The 18,625-nt window shown below is 66.8% G+C and carries 16 protein-coding genes; 3 read left to right on the forward strand and 13 right to left on the reverse strand.

The window, feature by feature from the left end:
* Nucleotides 1-990 (forward strand): hypothetical protein (locus ATI53_RS23460; protein ID WP_205912168.1); only part of this gene is annotated, 990 nt, incomplete at its 5' end.
* A gap of 70 nt (nucleotides 991-1,060) precedes the next feature.
* Nucleotides 1,061-1,624 (forward strand): WcaF family extracellular polysaccharide biosynthesis acetyltransferase, encoded by a 564-nt coding sequence (locus ATI53_RS20255; RefSeq protein WP_009504478.1) that lies wholly within the window; start codon nucleotides 1,061-1,063, stop codon nucleotides 1,622-1,624.
* On the opposite strand, the gene ATI53_RS20260 is transcribed toward ATI53_RS20255, so the two are convergent.
* The 6 genes from ATI53_RS20260 to ATI53_RS20290 all read right to left on the reverse strand — a co-directional run bounded on the left by ATI53_RS20260 (nucleotide 1,614) and on the right by ATI53_RS20290 (nucleotide 10,219).
* On the reverse strand, nucleotides 1,614-2,777 hold the full coding sequence (locus tag ATI53_RS20260; protein ID WP_111551210.1) for a glycosyltransferase family 4 protein: 1,164 nt from the start codon (nucleotides 2,775-2,777) through the stop codon (nucleotides 1,614-1,616). The genes ATI53_RS20255 and ATI53_RS20260 overlap by 11 nt on opposite strands.
* Nucleotides 2,774-4,333 carry an oligosaccharide flippase family protein gene (locus ATI53_RS20265; RefSeq protein ID WP_111551211.1) on the reverse strand — a complete coding sequence of 520 codons (1,560 nt, stop codon included), beginning with the start codon at nucleotides 4,331-4,333 and terminating at the stop codon, nucleotides 2,774-2,776. Before ATI53_RS20265 ends, ATI53_RS20260 begins: the two co-directional genes overlap by 4 nt.
* A gap of 8 nt (nucleotides 4,334-4,341) precedes the next feature.
* On the reverse strand, nucleotides 4,342-5,562 hold the full coding sequence (locus tag ATI53_RS20270; protein ID WP_146609976.1) for a polysaccharide pyruvyl transferase family protein: 1,221 nt from the start codon (nucleotides 5,560-5,562) through the stop codon (nucleotides 4,342-4,344).
* Between the two features lie 17 nt (nucleotides 5,563-5,579).
* Entirely contained in the window at nucleotides 5,580-6,845 is a 1,266-nt protein-coding gene (locus tag ATI53_RS20275) for a Coenzyme F420 hydrogenase/dehydrogenase, beta subunit C-terminal domain (protein ID WP_146609977.1), read from the reverse strand.
* Between the two features lie 243 nt (nucleotides 6,846-7,088).
* The gene (locus ATI53_RS20280; RefSeq protein ID WP_146609978.1) at nucleotides 7,089-8,822 is read right to left on the reverse strand and encodes a hypothetical protein; all 1,734 of its coding nucleotides are present in this window, start codon (nucleotides 8,820-8,822) and stop codon (nucleotides 7,089-7,091) included.
* A complete protein-coding gene (locus ATI53_RS20290) occupies nucleotides 8,819-10,219 on the reverse strand; it encodes a hypothetical protein (RefSeq protein WP_111551216.1) in 1,401 nt (466 codons plus the stop codon). Before ATI53_RS20290 ends, ATI53_RS20280 begins: the two co-directional genes overlap by 4 nt.
* Before the next feature lie 317 nt (nucleotides 10,220-10,536).
* Between ATI53_RS20290 and ATI53_RS20295 the strand changes: the two genes are divergently transcribed.
* Nucleotides 10,537-11,454: an SGNH/GDSL hydrolase family protein gene (locus ATI53_RS20295; RefSeq protein ID WP_111551217.1), complete on the forward strand. Its 918-nt coding sequence runs from the start codon at nucleotides 10,537-10,539 to the stop codon at nucleotides 11,452-11,454.
* A 38-nt stretch (nucleotides 11,455-11,492) separates the two neighbouring features.
* On the opposite strand, the gene ATI53_RS20300 is transcribed toward ATI53_RS20295, so the two are convergent.
* The 7 genes from ATI53_RS20300 to ATI53_RS20330 are packed head-to-tail and all read right to left on the reverse strand — an operon-like array spanning nucleotide 11,493 to nucleotide 18,432.
* A complete protein-coding gene (locus ATI53_RS20300; protein ID WP_111551218.1) occupies nucleotides 11,493-13,181 on the reverse strand; it encodes a hypothetical protein in 1,689 nt (562 codons plus the stop codon).
* 58 nt (nucleotides 13,182-13,239) lie between these two features.
* Nucleotides 13,240-14,049, reverse strand: a complete 810-nt coding sequence (locus ATI53_RS20305) for a glycosyltransferase family 2 protein (protein ID WP_009503056.1) — start codon at nucleotides 14,047-14,049, stop codon at nucleotides 13,240-13,242.
* Complete coding sequence (locus ATI53_RS20310) at nucleotides 14,046-14,444, reverse strand: GtrA family protein (RefSeq protein ID WP_111551219.1); 399 nt, start codon at nucleotides 14,442-14,444, stop codon at nucleotides 14,046-14,048. Before ATI53_RS20310 ends, ATI53_RS20305 begins: the two co-directional genes overlap by 4 nt.
* Nucleotides 14,445-15,596 carry an FAD-dependent oxidoreductase gene (locus ATI53_RS20315; protein ID WP_111551220.1) on the reverse strand — a complete coding sequence of 384 codons (1,152 nt, stop codon included), beginning with the start codon at nucleotides 15,594-15,596 and terminating at the stop codon, nucleotides 14,445-14,447. It abuts the gene before it with no gap.
* On the reverse strand, nucleotides 15,577-16,608 hold the full coding sequence (locus ATI53_RS20320) for a hypothetical protein (RefSeq protein ID WP_009503059.1): 1,032 nt from the start codon (nucleotides 16,606-16,608) through the stop codon (nucleotides 15,577-15,579). The genes ATI53_RS20315 and ATI53_RS20320 overlap by 20 nt, the downstream gene beginning before the upstream one ends.
* The gene (locus ATI53_RS20325) at nucleotides 16,605-17,441 is read right to left on the reverse strand and encodes a sugar phosphate isomerase/epimerase family protein (RefSeq protein ID WP_111551221.1); all 837 of its coding nucleotides are present in this window, start codon (nucleotides 17,439-17,441) and stop codon (nucleotides 16,605-16,607) included. Before ATI53_RS20325 ends, ATI53_RS20320 begins: the two co-directional genes overlap by 4 nt.
* Before the next feature lie 4 nt (nucleotides 17,442-17,445).
* Entirely contained in the window at nucleotides 17,446-18,432 is a 987-nt protein-coding gene (locus ATI53_RS20330; RefSeq protein WP_009503061.1) for a Rossmann-fold NAD(P)-binding domain-containing protein, read from the reverse strand.
* Nucleotides 18,433-18,625: the final 193 nt, after the last annotated feature.

An 18,625-nucleotide genomic window follows, 5' to 3' on the forward strand; every position in this document is an offset into this window, starting at 1 on the left:
CAGTTTCTCAACTACTGGGCCACCAACTGCAAATTCTGGCTGTATGACGGCCAGTTCCTGCGGGCCCGCAAGGGCGGACATTTCCACTTCGTCAATTGCGACTGGTCGGGTCTGGCCCCCGGCATGACGCTGAACCAGTCGAGCAACGGGGCTCCGCTGTTCGAACTGCTCGGCACCGATCATGCGCGCGGCGTGTGCAGTCTGACGGTGACCGGCGGCCGGGTGGAGCACAAGAACCTGCTGTCTAAGCTGATCTATTGCGAATGGAACTACGGCACCGTGTCGTTCAGAGATGTCGATTGCGGGGCGGTAACGCCGACCGGGTACGAAACAGTGACCAATGCCCATTTCAGCAGCGGCAACGATCAGGGGCCGACCGTTCTATTCGAAGGCTGCGATCTGATCGGCCGGCATCTTTATGCCAACGGGGCAAGCTCGCATGTTTATGAGCACAACGCTGCCTACCGGCTTTGCCTCATTCGCCAGACCTCTCCGGACAACTTCCTACGCTTCAGCCGTTCAAGCTATGGTGGCACCTGGCTTGTCGGACTTGATCGTTGCCGATCAAGCAACGCAAACACCTCGGGCAATATCGTGGTCTGGGATGCGGTCTTCGGGTCCCGCTGGGCGATGAACAGCCATTGCGGCAAGCGGTCCTTCGTGTTCCGGGATTCGATCGGGGCGGGCCAGCCGCAGTCGAGCACGGAGTTCACGGCCAGGGTGCCCGCAGGCACCTTTGTCACCCGGGTCGTCTTCCGCAATCCCGGGGTGCCGTTGTCGTCGATTGTGCAGGTGAATTTCCAGGTCCTGGACGGGGGCGGCAACGTGATTGCCGAAACCGGAAACCACGCGCTGAGCTCTGTGATGTATCTTGATCTGCCCCGCTGCCATTCGGTCGGGGCCGGAAACGAGACGCTGCGGCTGCGCGATGCCAACGGGGTGGCCAACCAGGTCGGCCGCATGTTCGCCGAGGTGGAATTCCTCTGCTGACGGCGGCGTGGCGCTGGTGCGGGCGGGCGGATCTGCTAGGGTCTGCCCGCAACGGTGCAAGGGCTTGCGGATGGCGACATACCAGGATCTGGGCCAATTCAGGGTGCCCGCGGGTTTCCGCGGGCGCTCGGGTCTTTTCGTGCAGCTGTGGTGGATCGCCCAGGCGGTGCTGATCGGGCTGTCACCGCAGCCGCTGCACGGCTGGCGCGTCATGGTGCTGCGGGCGTTCGGCGCCCGCGTGGGCAAGGGGGTCAAGATCCGCCCCTCGGCCCGCATCACCTATCCCTGGCGGGTGAGCATCGGCGACAACGCCTGGATCGGCGATCGCGCCGAGCTGTATTCCCTGGCCGAGATCGAGATCGGCGACAATGCCTGCGTGTCGCAGGATTGCTATGTCTGCACCGGCTCGCACGATCACCGCCAGATCGATTTCCGCTATGATTGCCGCCCGGTGCGCATCGGGGCCGAAAGCTGGCTGGCCGCGGGCTGTTTCGTCGGGCCGGGGGTCAGCGTGGGGCAGGGGGCGGTGATCGGCGCGCGCTCGCTGGTGCTGCGTGATGTGCCGCCGGCGCGGATCTGCGCGGGCAACCCGCTGCGCGACCTGGGGCCACGCGCCGCACCTGCTAGCGACTGAGCAGCGTCTCCAACCCGTCCAGCATGGTCTTTTCGGAAAAATGCGCCCTGGCATGGGCGGTGGCCGCCGTGCCCATATCCGCCCATCGGGGCCGGTCGGCCAGCGCGCGGGCCAGCCCCTCGGCATAGGCGGGGGCGGTGGGGGCGGGCATCAGCCAGCCGGTTTCCCCGTCGATCACCGTTTCCGACGGCCCGCCCGCCGTGTGGGCCAGCACGGGCTTGCCCATGGCCATCGCCTCGATCACCGACAGGCCGAAGGGTTCGGGATCGGTGCGGGTGTTCAGCACCACGTCGCACAAGGCATACCACGGGATCACATCCGCTTGCGGCCCGGCGAAATGCACCCGGCCTTCCAGCCCGGCGCGCGCCACCTGGTCGCGCAGAGCGCCGGCAAAGCGGCTTTCCAGCGGGCCGCCGCACAGCAGCAGATGCGCGTCGCCCCCGGCCAGGGTCAGCGCCTCGATCATCTCGGCCTGGCCCTTTTCGGGGGTGATCCGCGCCAGCAACCCCAGCAGCGGCGCGTCTTCGGGAATGCCAAGCGCGACCCTTGATTGCACGCCCACACCGGCGCCGGGGCAAAACAGGTCAGTGTCGATGCCCAGGTGCAGCACATGGCGCCGATAGCGCCCCGGCCCCAGCGTGCCGTCGGTGTGATGCGAATTGGCCACCGGGATCAGCGGCCCGGCCCGGAACAGCGCCCGGTAGAGCCGCCGGTTGAAATCCAGCGGATAGCCCGAGCTGACCGAATTGGGCATCAGCCAGAAGGCACGCGTGCTCGACCCGCGCGCCGCCAGCGCCGCCAGCATGGTGGCCAGCGGGCTTTGCAGCACGATGGTGTCGATGCCGCGCGCCCGGATTTCCCGCGCAAGGCGGCGGGCAAGTCCCACCTGCGCCGCCCCCCGCCGCCCCAGCGCCCATGCCTTTTGCGCCGCCCCGGTGCCGCGCGGCGAGGGCGAGGCAACTGGCAGATGCAGCACGTCGATGCCCTGCGCTTCCAGCCGCGCGCGCAGCGCGTCATTGTCGCGCAGCAACAGCACCGACACCCGGTGTCCGCGCGCGGGCAAGCCGCCAAGCAGCGTGTCCCACACGCGCATCACGCCGTAGCCCTCGCTGCCTTCAAGGATGAACAAAAGATGCGAAGGCTTTGACGTCATGGGGTGTTTTTCCGCCGCAGGATGCCCAGCATGGCGATCATCAATTCGCGGTTGAAAGCAAGGTTATAGGCCAGGAACACCGCCAGCGCCGCGCTGGTTTCCAGCACCGGGCGCAGGATCAGCGTGCCTTCATGCACCGTGACTCCGCGCCAGGGGTCGGCCAGCAGCATCGCCGCCACCACGATCCCATAGACGGTGAAGCAGCGCGCAAAGAAGCTGGCGGTGCGGCGCGGCGCGATGCCGATCTTGCTTGCCGCCAGCGGAAAGGTCAGCAAACCGCTGACCAGCCGCTGCAACGCCACCGCGATGGTGGCCCCGGTGAACCCGCCCAGTGTCGCCCCGACAAAGGCGCACAGCAGGATGAATCCCGCATCCCAGATCAACGTCACCAGCCGCCAGCCCCAGGCGCCCTGGCTTTCGAACACCACCCCGGCCAGGTTCGCCGTCAGCCGCACCGGCAGGATCGCCGCGATGCTGACCACCACGACGATCGCCGGGTCCCACTTGCCGCCCCACACCAGATGCACCAGCACCGGGCCGACCCCGACCAGCCCAATGCAGATGATGCTCATCATCAGGGTGACCGCGCCGCTGATGCGCAGATACTGGCGGCGCAGCTGCGGCAGGTCGTGCTTGAGCTTGGAAAACAGCGGGAGCAGCGCCTGGTTGATCCCCATCGAGATCATCACCGTCAGGTTCGCAACCAGCGTGAAGCCAAAGAAATAATAGCCCAGCTCCTCGGCGGTCAGCATCTCGCCCAGCAGCAGGTAATCGCCGTTCATCCCCAGCGCGAACAGAAACGCCGACAGCAGCACCCAGCGCATTTCCACCGTCATCTGCCAGAACCGGCGCGGCGACAGCTTCCACGACAGCCGCAGCCCCGGCGTCGCCCGCTTCAGCAGCACCACATGCACCACCGTCGCCCCCACCAGCGCCAGCGCCATGGTATAGCCCGCCGCCCCCAGCGCCGCCGCGCCAACCAGCACGATGTAGTAAAACAGCGACCGTTTCATCTCGGCCATGCTGATGGCACGGAAATCGTAGTTGACGCTCATGACCGCCATATAGACCGTCGTCGCCGCCTTGAGCGGGATGCTCAGCGCGGCCAGCGCGATCACCCAGAACAGCGGGCGCACGTCGTAGGTCATCTCGAACCCGATGCCGACCACCAGAAACAGCACCAGCCCGATCGACCCCAGCCACAGCGCAAAGGCGGAATAATCGGGCAGGATCTCATCCAGGCGGTCATGCTGCTGGATCAGCACCTTGGACACACCGGGGTTCTGGAATCCGTTGACAAAGATCATCGCCGTGGTCAGCAGCGCAAAGACCGCATAGGTGTCCACCGCCAGCAGGTAGCCAAGCGCCACCTGGCTGCCAAAGGACAGCAGCTTGGACACCACCAGAGACAGCGCTGTCCAGGCCATGCCGCGCGCGGCGGTGCGCCCCGACGATTGCGCGTCTGCGGGCGGGGCGCCGTTGGTCTTGATTGCGGAGTCCTTGCCTGCGGAGTCCTTGTCTGTGGCCGGGTCGGAATCGCCGGGTGTGTCGGTCATGATGTGGCTCAGGCCTTGCTCAGGACGGGCATCTGTTGCCACAGCGGCAGCCCGTCCAGCCAGCCGCGCGTATCGACCGTGACCGGGGTGTCCCCGGCTGCGGCCCAGGCATCGTGATCGGCAATCAGCGCCTCGATATCTCTCACCTCGACCTTGTCGCCATCCTTGACGCAAAAGCTTTGCGCCATGTCGTTGAAGGGCGAGGCGGCTTTCAGCCAATCCACCATGGTCTTGGCCTTGCGGCTGTAGCCCACGAAGAACACCGGCTTGCCCAGCGTCAGCGAGCTGAGGCAGCCGTGCATCCGCGCGCCCACGAACATGTCCAGCTCGGACAGCATCTGCGAGACATTGGCAAAGGACATCTCGCCGTGCCACACCTGCACCTTGGCCGCGATGTCGGGGTCCAGCGCCGCATGCAGCCGGTCCAACGAGCGCGGGTCATGCTGGGTGCCGCGCCCGTCGGGCGAGGAGACATGCGGCACCAGGCTGACCTCGTAGCCGCGGCGCACCAGCTCTTCGGTGATGCGGGCATAACGATCGACGATGCCGTCGCCGAATTTCTCCAGCAGGAAGGGGGTGAAGTTGATGCCGATCCGGTGCACCTTGCGGCGCTCGAACACCGTCTGCGGGCGCAGCGAAAAGATCGGATCGGGGAAGATGGCGACATTGTCCGCGATGCCATGCCCGGCCAGGTAGTCGGCGGTGCCCTGGTCGCGCGCCACCAGCAGGCGGAAGCGTTTCAGGTGGTCCAGAAGCTGGGTGCGATGCGCCTCGGACAGCACCTCGAAGCGTTCCATGTTGGCGCCGAACATGATGGCCGGAATGCCGTGGCGGGTGGCGTAGGATTCATAGCCCAGCCAATCCTCGGGCAGGGCATCGCCGAACATGGTGTAGATGTCGCCGCCCACCGAACAGAACAGGTCCGCCGACTTGAATTCGCGGCTGGCAAAGCGCGGGGTCCAATGCGAGATGAACAGCCCGGTCTTGCGCAGCACGCCGCGCACATAGCGCTTGCGTTCCAGCATCGGCACCACGCGCACGCCGGACACATCCGCCAGCAGCGCCCGGTCGCGTTCGGGGTGGTAACTTGATACCACAAAGGTCAGGTCGTGATCGGGATAGGCCCTTTTCAGAAAGGCGATGGACCCGCGGATGATGATCTCGCAGCCGATATTGGTCAGCAGCTGAAAGGAAAACACGATTTTACGGGAAGTCTTCTGGGCAGGCATTTGGGGGTTCTCGATCTTCACTTTTTCGAAACAGGTTTGCCGAATTTTGTATCGGCCTTGCCAAGCAAGACCTGAAACTTGTGCCAGGCGGTCATCTCGTAGCGGTAGGGCAGGATGCTGCCCACCGTCTTGCTGAGCCGCAGCGCCGCAAAGCTGCGGCGGCGGACGGTCATGCGCACGCGGTACATCAGGCGGCGGATGCGGCCGATGTTGGAAACGCCGGGGGTAACGCGTTTGCGCGGATGCCAGCGCCCGGTGCGGTCCGCATGCCACAGCCGATAGGCCAACGCATCGCGCCGGTCGCGAAATCCCCCCGCCTGCGAAGCAGCGGCGCGGTCATGGCCGATATCGTCGAGCGTGACGTCGCCGCGCGTGCGGGCGGTTTCGATCAGGGTCTCGATGGCGGGGCTGCGCACCATGACCACGTTGGTGCCGCCCGGATCGGCGTCATATTCCGGCAGCCAGGCATCGCCGAACGACACATCCGCGGTCTCGCCCACCACGTCATCGCAGAAATCACAGGCGGCAAGGCGGAAATAGCCGCCATCCCAGCGCCGCCCGGCCAGCTGGGCCATGGGTTTCATGCGCGTCTCGCCCGTGGCCTTGGAGATGGCCGAAAACCCGTACATCTTGGCCGACCGGTCGGGTTGCTTGACGCGGAAATCCACCGCCGCGATGTCATCGGGGGCCACGCCCACCTGCCAGGCAAGGCTTTCGGCAAAACCGGGCGATTTCATGTGGCCGCAGATGATCGCTACGGTCAGCGCCAGCGCATCCCCCACCGCAGGATCGGCGGCGGCCAGATGGCGCACGGCGGTGACGAAACAGGGCACGCCCACAAAGGCGATGCGCCCGCTGCCGTCGATGGCATCACGCAGCGCCGTGTCGAAGCTGACGGAATAATAGCGGGTCTTGGCGCCGGCGCGGATTTCAGCTTCGCTGCGGGCGACGGCAAAGTTAAACAGCCCGCCGTCCTTGGCGGGATGCACGTTCACCACCGCGTCGATCATACCTTGGCGCATCGCCTCGACCAGCACCCAGGTCGCCATGCCGCCCGAACTGCCCTTGGCGCGGAAATCCGCCGCAGCGGCAAAGCCCGCATAGCTGCGCCGCACCCGGCCCAGCCTTGGATCGGCGGGCACATCGGTGCCGAACACCCGCGTGCCGACGGCGCCTTCGTCGGGGGTGGCGTCGGAAAACGGGCAGACGCCGCCCGGCTCGGCATCCAGCGCTGCAGCATCGGCGATGACCGCCTGCATCACGCCATCGCTGTCGCGGCTCATGCGGATGGCATCGGGGGCGCGCACCGCGCAAGCGCCGCATCCGACGCACAGGCCAGCCTTCAGGACCGGCCCGATCTCATCATGCAGGGAACCGGTCGGGGTTGCAGGGTTTTGTTGCAAGGAGACCCTCGGAAGGTTGCTTCGGAACGGGGCGGTCGGTCGGACTGTCTTGGGGGTAGTGCCAAGCCTTCCGTGGGTGCAAGGAAAAAGATGCCCGATCCCGCCCCCGTGGCCGGGTCCGGATCAGGCGAGGTAACGCAAAAGGCACATGCCGGTCAGGGCCGCACCCGGCTCGGGGCGCAAGGCCAGTGGCGTGCCGTCCGACACCGGCAGCGGGCGGCCCGGTTCGGGGGTCACGTCGCGCGCCCCGGACCATAGCCGCAGGCCCGGCGTCGGGGCCAGGGTCGCGGGGTCCAGCAGCGCCTCGATCCGCGCGCCCCTGGGCAGGCGCTGCGCGCTGCCGTCGGCGGGCTGCAGCGCTTGGTGGCTGTCGATGCGGCAGGCCCCGCCCAGCAGCGCGCCAAGGTTGCAATCCCACAGGCCCCGGTCGCGCCGCCCCGCGCCGCGGCAATCGCGAAAGATCATGTCGGGGATGCGCCGCGGGGCCATGGACCCGTCATAGATCACCACCTCGTCGGGCCCAGCCCCATGAAAGAAGCTGCAGCGGGTAAAGGCGATCAGCGCCTGATCGGACCCTCTCGGGTGGTGGTTTATCACCCGCAGCTGCCCGGCGAATTGCGAATCCGACACTGACAGGATCGGCCCGCGCCCCTCGCCCAGGGCAAGGTCGATCACCGGGGCGCCTGGGGTCATGCGGTATGTCTGCGATGACAGGTCCAGCCCAGCGATCTCGATGTTGCCCGACGGCCATTCCGAGCGCAGCACCAGCGCCTGCGCGGTCTTCAGCTCGACCCGCAGGCTGCGGATGGTGCAGGCACAGACCCCGCGCGCGTGGTCATCGCCCAGCAGTTCGACCAGGTAGTTGGGCGCCTTGGGCGCATAGCCCGACACGTCGCAATCCGAGATATGCAGGTGCCCGCCCTTGTGCAGCCGGGCAATGGTCACCCAGCCCCAGAGCTTGCAGTTGTGGAACCAGTAATTCAGGTTCTGGTCCGACGACCGGCCCAGCAGCAGCGTGAACGGGTCCAGATAGACCCCGCTGTGCACCCGGTCGAACAGGAATTCGGAATTGTTGTTGCCGGCGGACCCGGTGTCGGGGTCGGGTACCATCTCGACCCCGATGCCCCAGCGGCCGCGAAAGGCCATGTCGATGAACTGGTGATCCTGCGAAATGCCGCTGCCGTAGATCCGGGCGAACACCGCGCCGGGCACATCGGTGTACAGCGTCATCCGGGCGATGCGCAGCCCCAGCACCGCGTTGTTGTTCCACAGCAAGGGCTCGGACGCATCCTCGGGGTCATAGACCAGCACGGTCGATTGTTGTCCCGCGCCGGTGATGCGCAGCCCGTCGTGGCGCCCGGACAGGCTGCGCGCCAGCAGCGCGCCGGGGCGGCGCACCCGCAACATGCCCGGCGGCAGCACCAGCTCGGCATGGGTGGCCATGGCCCGCGCCACCGCCCGCGACAGCGCCTCGGACACATCCGGCGCGCTGCGCGGGTCGGGGCCATTGCGCGCGGGTGACAGCGGCGCAACCCCCCACGAGGCCAGCAGGATTTGCCCCTCCGACGGCAGCACCCGCAGCTTCTGGGTCAGCGCGTCTTCGGGCAGGGGCAGGTCGTGATCCTCGGCCTCGGGGGGCAGCAGCGCGTAGCGGCTACCATCCATCAGCGCAAAACAATCCCCCGGCACCAGCCCCATGGCCGCCAGATGGCCCCCAAGGTCGGAGGCCTGCCGCAGGGCTTGTGCGTTCTGCGGGGGCGGGGTGAAGGGCTGCGCACCGTCCGGAGTCTGCCGCGCCGCGCCGCCATGGCCCAGCGGCAGCAGCGCGCCGCCCAGAAGCAGATCGCGCCGTTTCATCTTGGACGCTCCATTGGCTGCACGGGGCCATGGCCGTGCCGGCGCGCCAGAACGAGCCGCGACAGGCCCCACCACAGCGCCACCAGAAACAGCGCCGAGGCAGGTGCCGCGATCACCCCCAGCATCGGGCCACGCCCGATGATTGGCGCAAACCCGGCCATGATCACCGCCATCATGCTGATCACCGGTCGGCGCGCCTCGTCATAGCCATCGTCCAGCGCGCGGATCAGCCAGCCGAACAGCAGCATCCCCCCAATTGCCCCGACATAGTGGAAATCGGCGAACAGTTCGGCCGGCAACGGCGCGCTGATGTTGAGATAGTTGAACCCTGCCAGTTCGGCCGCCTCGGAACCGGTGTGCTCGTGCTTGCCCTCCCAGACCGACCGCGGCACGAAGAACAGCAGCGCCGACAGCAGGCGGCTGCCAAGGCTTATCCCTTCCTGCGCGACCAGACCAAAGACGTTCACAACCGCCTGCACGCCATCGTAATCACCGTGCATCATGCCTTCGAGCGGCGAGGTGAACGAGACGTTCAGGCTGACGCTTTCGGTCCGGCGGTTATAGGCCTGCAAGAACGGGAGCAGACCAAACATCAGCAGCGGCGCGGCGGCGAACAGCACCGTCTTCCAGCGCAGGAACCAGCCTTTGGCGGTGCTCATCAGCACCGCAAGCACCGTGGCGATCAGCCAGAACCGGGGCAGGGCGGGCGGGAAATTGGCGATGCACAGCGTCACGCAAGCCAGCGCCATGGCGGCCAGGGTCCAGTTGTTGCGAATGCGCATCCGCAGCAGAACATAGCCCGCAATCACCATTGAGGCGATTGCCATGCCGCGGGTCAGCGTAAAGACCAGTCCGTAGGTGGCGGTGCTGCCGCCACTGGACGCAAGCGCGACCCCGGTGGTGAAGCGCGTGCCTATGAAGGCGGGAACCCCGTAGGTTCGCAACCCCAGCAGCAGATAGCAAAAAGCCAGCAGGCAGACGACAAAGGTCGCCCGCGCGATGCGTTCGCGCTGCACCGGCGATACCTCGGCCAAGGGCTTTTCGACGGGGGCGGGGCGGCCGGCGACCCGGCAGAAATAGCCAAGGGCAAAGGCCAGGGTCGACAGCAGCACGATCACCGCCGCGTCGGGGATGTATTCGCGCCGCACCGCGTTGTTGATCCAGTAGAACCTGTCGCTGCGCACCTGCATCAGCCCGGCAAGGATGAACCCGTAGGTGGCATAAAGCAGGTAGGCAAAGCTTGTCGCCGACAGGCTGCGGGAAAAGACCGCATAGGTGAAGCAGGCCAGCGACACCAGGAAACTGATCGCCAGCAGCACCGAGGCAAAGGGGTGCGCGTCTCCGGCATCGAAGACAATCACCAGGCCAAGACAATTCAGAAGATAAAAGGGGATCATTGCGGCTCGGCTGTCTGCTGGGGCGGAAACGTCGCATGGCGCAGCCGTGGCGGACGCCCGTGCGCCTGCACCCTATCATGATCGGTGGCTCATGCCAGCACGGGCGGGACCCATGCGACTAGTTTCGGAAAAACGGTGCATTGTGCGGCAGGCCTGCGGAAACCTGGCCGGGTCTGGCGGCATCGCGATTGACCTTTCGCGTCGGCTGCTTCTATGCGTGTGCCCGAGCGCTGCGGCGCGATCTTCGTGGCAACAGCGCCGGTCATGCGTGCCGGTCCGGCAATCGGCCGCAGATTCGGCAAAAAGGCGGACATCACATGCGCAAGACCTGCAAGGCTGCCGTGGGGGCTACGATCCTGCTTGGCGCTCTGGCGGCGCTTGAACTCTATGCCCGCGCCGGGTTGGGGCTGGGAACGCCGCCTCTTTACGTGTCCGATCCAGAGATCGAATACATGTTCGCCCCGGATCAGGACATGATGCGCTTTGGCAACCACCAGCGGTTCAACCACTATGGCATGAGAAGCGACGACACCCCCCCCACGAAGCCCGAAGGCGAATACCGCGTGCTCGCGATCGGGGATTCCGTGCTGAACGGCGGCAGCCTCACCGATCAGGCCGACCTTGCCACCACGCTGCTGACAAAAGACGGCATTCGGGTTCTGAATGCGTCTGCCGGCAGTTGGGGCCCCGAGAACATGCTTGCCTATGTCGACAGGTTCGGGCTGTTCGATGCGGATCTTGTGGTGGTCGTCCTGTCGAGCCACGACGCCGCCGACGTGCCCAGCTTCCAGCCGCTCAACCCGGGCACGCATCCGCAAAGCGCGCCGCTGCTTGCGCTGACCGAGGCTGCTTTTCGCTATCTTCCAAGATACTTGGCGCATCTGAGCGCTGGCGGGGCAGCCGTGAAGGGCGATGTGCCCCCTTCCGAAACCGCCCCGATCGCCGCCAGCGCGCTGGACGCCGTGCGGGCGCTTTCCGCCCTGCCGGTTCCCGTCTGCGTCGTGCTGCACCCCAACCGTGAGGAGCACCGGACCGGAGTGCGCGCGGCAGGGTTCGTTGCGATCCGTGAGGCGGCCGGCGCTACGACAGTGATCGACGAAGCCCCGTTCATTCGGTCCGAAACCGCATACCGGGATCCGATTCACCCCTCTGCCGAGGGGCAGCGTGCCCTTGCCGGGGCGATCAGCGCCTGCAGTGACAGGCTTTCCCCCGGGGCGGAACACGTCGCGGAATAAGGGGCGGAATAAGGGGCGCGGGCATTTCCCGTCCGCCGTCAAGGACAGGTGACTTCGATCACGAAACCCGGGCTGCGGACCTGCGGAAAGGTTTTCAGCGGCGCATAGGCGCAGCCGCGCTCGTCGAGCACTTGCATCAAGCCGCGCGCGCGCATGTCACTGCGGGTCTCGTCCCAGGGGACATGGATCGCCGCGACGTAAAAGGGCGCTCCGCCGCCCGGTGCCGCGTCCAGGACGAACCGCGCCAGGGGGCGGAAATCCTCTTTCAGGCGCAGCAAGATGACCATTGTCGCCCAGGCATCCGGATCGTCGCGCAGCATGTCGACCACGGCACGCGAAAAGCTGTCGTCGTCCATCTTCATCCAGGAGGGGCCGAAAGACGACGGGGCGACCATGCTGCTTTGGGTCGAAAGCAGCGGGGCATAGCGGTGCTGGCCGATCGGCGCGCCCCGCGCCAGCTCCAGCGACACCAGCCGCGGCGCGCCATAATACAGCAGCACGTCGGCTGGCGGCAGTTCGGCCAGGGTGGCGACCATATCCTCTGCCGCGCCCTCTTCGACCGCGGCGGGCCATGCCGCCGCGCTCCGCAGGGCGGGGCCGACCAGCGCCAGCGCCAGCAGCGCAGAGGTCACGGCGGCAAGACGGCGGGGGCGCTGCAGTTCGGGGCGCATCGCCGCGTCCGCCGCTGCCCCGGCCAGCACCGTGCAGATCCCCAGCATCCACGCGACGTGGCGATCGCTCGAGGCGGGATATTTCCCGATCGCCGCAAGTACGGCAAAGACCACCGACACGACCACCCCGAACGCAATCAGTCCGACCAGCGCCGCGCGCGCCGGCCCTTGCAGGCGCCGCAGCACCAGCACCAGCACGGCGCCCAGCAGCAGCAGCACAAAGACGCCCTCGATCTCGAACAGCTTGTAACCCGCTTGCAGGAACCGCAACACCGCCCGCAGGTAAAGCCCGCCATAGGTGTCGGGAAACGAGGCGATCTGGAGTTCGGTCGCATAGCTGATCTGAAGGTAGTAGCCAAAGGCCAGCCCTCCGGCCAGCGCGGCCAGCGCGATTTCCCGCGCGCGCAGCCGGTGCTGCCTCAGCCGCAGCCCGAAAAACACCCCGACCACGACGCAGCCGCCCACGATGGTCGACACCCCCAGCAGCATTGCCGCGACGATCAGCGCCGCATCCGCCGGGCCGAAGGCCCTGCTGCGGTCGCGGGTCAGGATCCAGGCCGAAAAGATCGCGAAGCCCGCGATGTCGAAGGCATAGAATTTGAGGTCGGTGGCCATGACCAGAAAGTTGGTGCTGCCCAGCAGCACCAGCAGCGCCGCCGCCAGCGGCAGCGGGCGCCGTCCGAAGGCCCCGATCAGCGCCGCCCCAAGAAGCATCAGGGTCAGCCCGGCCATCACGATCCGCATGCCTCTGACCGGCAGGCCCGCGATGGCATGGAACAGCAGGTTGAACAGGGGCGGCGCGGCCTGCTGCGCCTCGGGCAGGGGGCCGAAGGCCTGCCCGAGACTGTCTAGCGGATAGTTGAGCAACTGCGAAATCTCGTCGATCCAAAGGCCGCGGTCGGTCCAGAAATACAGCTGGACCGCCCCGAAGACCAGCACCGCCGCCAGGACCAGAAGGCCGATCTGCGCAGACCGGGGCGGGCCGGACGGTAGTGGGCCGGACAGGGATGCGCCTGACGGGGACGTGGCAAGGCGGGTGGAGTTATCCTGGGGCATGGCTGTCCTCTCCGGACCGGTGTGGCGTCAACTGCGAATGCGGGGGCCGCACAGGCGCTCAGGGCGCGAACCGCCCCATGGCCGCGGCGAAGGTCTGCCCCAGCATCGAGATCTTGCCCGACAGCCCGTTGATCTTGGTCGGCACGGCCGCGTTGGGCGGATAGCGGCGCTGCACCGGCACCTGACAGACCTTCATGCCGATCTGCCCGGCGCGCACAGTCAGGTAGAACAGCAGCTCGTAGCGCGCGAAGATGTCGCGAAACGGCTGCACCCGCGGGTCCAGCAGGTAGCGGCGCGAATAGCCGCGAAAACCGTTGGTGGTGTCGGTGAACCAGTGCCGCCCCGACAGGCTGAGCACGGGGGCGTGGATGGCGCGATTGGCCAGCGTGCGTTCCAGCGGGGTGTGTTCGGCCAGCCCGCCGGGCATGTAGCGCGAGCCCTGCACATAGTCGTAGCCTTCGGTCAGCCTGTCGACCATCTGCGTCACCGCCTCGACCCCGTCCTTGCCATTGCCGTCGATGGTGACGATGCCGTCATAGCCTTGCTGCAGGCACCACGCATAGGCCATGCGCAGCTGCGCGCTCAGCTTGCCGGGGCCGGTCTTGGTCAGCACGGCGCGCACGCCAGTGGCGCGCAGGTGATCCACGGCCAGCGAGCCGTCGGTCGAGCCGCCATCGGCGATCACCACGTCCACCGGCAGGCCCGCGTCGTGGATGCGCTGCAACTGGCCGCGAATACGCTCGCCCTCGTTGATCACCGGGATCACCAGAACATGCGCGTGGCGCTTGTCGGACAGGATCGCCTGCGTGCTGGCCGGTAGCTGCCAGCGGCTGTCATCGAGGGTGGCGGCAACTGGGGTCTGGGTCATGATTGGGTCCGTTTCGAGTCCGGTCCGGCAAAGACAAGGAACTTGCTGAGGAAGAAATTGACAAGGAACGACACGCCGGCCCCCGCGATCAGGATGGCCAGCGGCCATGCTCCGCCAAGGGTGCGTTCAAGCGCGATCACCACCGCAAGCCGCGTCAGCAATGTCGCCACCGACACGGCCAGATATTGCAGCCCGCGCCGCCGCGACAGCCCGGCGGCGTCGCGCCGAAAGGTCCAGCGTTCGTGCAGCGCATAATTGCCCGCCGCCGCCGCCGTGAATCCGATGGTTGCCCCCAGCCACAAAGGCAGCCCGAAAAGCTGTGCGGCCGTCCAGGCGATGGCCAGATCGGCCACCACGCCCAGCACCGAAACACTGAAAAAACGCAGGATTTCCATCTAGCACGCCTTTCCCAGAACCAGCGCGTCGCTGGCCGCGGCCAATCCGGGGGTGGTGGCGCGGGCCAGATCGAACAGATCGTAGATATTGTCGATCTTGCCGCCCAGAATCGACACGACGCGGCTGTTTTCGGGCTTGCGCTGATACAGGATCGGGCGGCCGTCATCGTCTTCGTTCTTGAGCAGCACGGTCTTCACATCGTACAGCGACCGGCGGTATTCGGCCTTGGCAAGGCAGGGCATGTAACGCTGCGCATCGCGGATCATGTGCACCACCCGGCTTTCGGGGCTCTGGCGCGCGACATGGCCGTAGGCATCGCCAAGGCCGCTGTCGTCGGTCCAGCTGTCATGGGGCGTATAGCGTACATGGGTCAGCGAATAGAGCCCCTCGGACGGGTAGGGCATGCAGGAAAAGAACGGCCCGTCCATCACCGTCACCCCGATCCGGTCCAGTTCGGGCGGCGGCGCGACAAGCGCGATCTCGGCCAGCTCGTGCTTGAGCTGGGCGCGCGGCAGCTGCGCCTGATCGAGCACCGCGTTGACCTGCGCATAGGTGACGTTGAACGCCCGGCCCGCGCGCAGGGCGCCACCGCCGGACAGCTCGGCCAGCACGCCGGTATCGGTGTCGCGCAGCCCGGTGACCTCGGTCCCAAGGCGCAGGTCGACCCCGGCCCGGCGCAGCCTGTCTTCAAGCTGGCGGGCCAGCACGGAATAATCAAACGCCGCCTCGCGGCAGGCAAACACCGCCTCGATGCGGGCGGGATCGAACAGCGCCGTCTGGCTCGGCAGCGCCGGTTCGATCGGCGCGCCGATGTCGCGGAACATCCGGTGAAACCGCTTGGCGGGCACCTTCGATCCGCGCCGCGCGATGGCATACAGCATCTGGAAATCGCTGACCGCCGCCTCGGGGAAATCTTCGATGAAGCGCCGGTGCAGCACCATGGATTTGACCGCCGTCAGCGCAGAGCGCGGATAGTGAAACCCGGTGTGGATGCGTGCCTGATTGACCCGCGAGGCACGGCCAAGCAAACGGTCGCCCGCTTCGACCAGGGTCACCCGGTCCGACACCGACGCCAGGAACAGCGCCAGGCAGCAGCCGTAAAAGCCGCCCCCGATTACCAGGAAATCGGCGTTATCCTCGCTGTCTGACATCTGACGTTTCCATGGGCCGCGGGGCAGGCTGAGGCGGCAGGCTGTCATGATCGACGTTCAGATCCGAGGCCACCTGGCCGAACAGGTCGATCCGGTTCACCTCGCGGGCAAGATTGCCAAGCGTGCCCTGGTCCTGCCGGGCGATGATCTGCTGCAACCCAAGGCTCAGCCCAAGGATCGACACCCCCAGAAAGCATGCCGTCAGGCTCAGCATCATGGATGTGGTCAGCCAGCCAGGCGCAAGTTCGTCGACAAGAACCCACGCCCCCAGCACATAGATCACGAACGCCACCCCCAGCAGCGCCAGCAGCGCCGCGGTGATCGTCACCACTGACAGCAGCGCCGGGGCCAGATGGATCAGCAGTTTCTGAACCAGCTGAACCCGCTGCAGCAGCGTGCTGCCGCGGCTTTGCGCGATGCCGGGCGCGGCTTCGAGAAAGGCCAGCGGAAAGCGCGGATCGCGCGGCGGAAAGCGCAGCGCCAGGTCGGGGTTGGGGTGGGCCAACAACTGGTTGAGCATGGTGCGCGGCAGCGCGATGGTCTGCAGATCGCGCGGCCCGACCTTGAACCCGGTCATCCGTCCCAGAACGGTCACCGGGGCCCACAGCCCCTTACGGGCCAGCGCGGGCGCCGGGCGCACGCCAAGGATGGCCCGGTTTCCAGCCACCGCCCGTTCAACCATCGCGACGGGATCGAGAAAGCCGATGTCCTCGCTGCGGGTCAGCAGCACCACGTCGCCGATGGCTTCTTCGGCGGCCACGATGCGCTTGTCATAATAGCCGCAGCCGGGCTGCACCGCCAACAGGCGCAGGTTGGCCACCGCCTGCACCAGCGGGAAATAGGCTTCGTGGGTGTCGGCATCCGCCACCACGATGATTTCCCGAAACCGGAACCGGGCGTCCAGCCGGTCGGCCAGCGCGCGCAGGGCCGCAAAGGTTTCCGGGTCTGACGGCAGGTCGCTGAAACAGACCGACACCAGAATATCCTCGCGTCTGTTTTCGATCCGGGTCACGACAGGCTGCCTTGCCATGCCGCCGACAGGCGCCCGGCGGCGGCAACAACCTCGGCCAGCCCATCGGGCGCGCGTTTCATCTCGATCGATACGGCCCGGTCATAGCCCGACGCCTTCAGCGCGGCCAGCACCGGGGCAAGGTCGGTGTCCGGGGCGGGCGCCGGGGCAAGCTGCGGCTCGCTGACATGCACGTGGTTCAGCCGGGGCCCAAGCGTTGCGACCCGGTCCGGGACCGTTTCGAAGCTGTCGTTCATCCGCATTGCCCCCAGATCCAGGATCGGCACGATGGCAGGGTGGTCGACGAACCCCACGAAATCAATGGACTGCTCCAGCGTATTGAGAAAGTTGGTGCCATAGCCCGCCGGATTGGCCTCCATCGCGATGCGGGTGCCTGCCGCATGGGCATGATCGCCCAGATCGCGGAACAGCGCGGCGGCGATGACGCGGGCCTCGTCCGCGGCCATGCCATCGGGGATGCGGCGCTGTCCGGGCGAGCCGAACACCAGGTTCGGGATGCCGAACCGGCCGGCCAGGTCGATGGCCCGGCCCATCCCCGCCTGCAGACGGGCGCGCGCGGTGTCATCCTCGAACACGGCGGCACCGGTCACCCCGAACAGCAGCGCCTGCATCGACACCAGCGACAGCCCCGCCGCCGCGATTTCATCCAGCGCCGCTGCGGCGACGAGGGCGGACGGCGCGAAAGGATCCTCGGCGGCGTGAAAGAACAGGCCCGGCGCGATTTCCAGCCCGGTCATCCCGGCGCTGGCCATCGCATCATAGGCCGCAAGCCGTTCATCCGGCAGCCAGGCGATGTTCGACATCGACATCTGCATGGGCTTATCCTTTGTGGAACCGGGCCAGCGCGTCCAGCACGCCGTCGGCATCCTGAAGATAGCCGCCCTGTTGCCCCCACAGATCCGCATGGCGGGTGCGCATGTCTTCGCGGTGCAGGCGGGCACCGGTCGCGGGCATGTCCTGCCCGGTCAGGCGGCGGTGAATCCGGTCGGCCCGCAGCGGTTCGGTGGCCAGGTGAACCAGGCCCAGCCCCGCGCCTTGGGCGATGGCGATGTCCTGCCACAGGCGCATGATATCGTAATACTGATAGGTGGTTTCGGGGTTGTGGAACTGCGTCGCCGACGCGCCAAGCGCGCTGACCGCCGCATCCAACTCGGCCCGCAAAGGCCCCGCGACATGGGCGGGGCGGTCCAGCTTGAGCATGCCGGTGGCGGGGTCGGGATGATACAGCCCCGTCAGCACCGCCGCCTGCGCCGGATCAAGCCGATCCGTCAGCGTCGCCAGCTTGTCGGCGGTCAGCATGCTGGGCATCGGGTTCATCAGATCGAAGATGAAATTCTTGCGCAGCCCCGGCCCGAACAGGGCGGGCAGGCGCACGATCAGGCAATCGTCGAACCGCTCGGCGCAGAAAATCTCAAGCGCGCGCCGGTTGCGGCCATAGGCCAGCGCCTGCTGAAAGCGGGTCGTGCCTTCGTCATCCTGGCCAGCAAAATCCTCGAGCACCGCAATCGACGAGATCAGCACGACCTGCTCGGCGCGCAGCCTGGCCAGATCGTCGCACAGCGCAGCAACCTTGCGGGCATCGCTTTCGGGGGCGGTGTTGGCCTCGAACATCGACCCCGGCGCGGCGGCGCAGACCACCGTGCCCCAGGCCTGTTCTCCGATCGACGCGATGTTGCGGCTGGTATAATGACCTGCGAATTCATGCTGGCGGCGCAGTGCGCCACCGACGAAACCGGTGCTTCCGATCAGGCAATCCCGACCGGCCCGGCTGGCCCGGCCGTCAGGACTGGGTTGGGTGCTGGACAAAATAAATCCTCGTGTCGCGAAAATCCGATGGGTCTGCCTGTGCGGCCTAGCACACAACCCCGGCAAGCCCAATTGCCTGTTTGCGCCGGCAGTCCTTCAAGGCGGCCGCGTCGCTGCATCTGCACAATGATGTCGCGCCCGCCGCATTGTTGCAACCAGGTAGAAATGTCCCACTGGGGCGCTGACGGGAGCG

This window comes from Salipiger aestuarii, assembly GCF_003259905.1.
Lineage (GTDB): Bacteria > Pseudomonadota > Alphaproteobacteria > Rhodobacterales > Rhodobacteraceae > Salipiger > Salipiger aestuarii.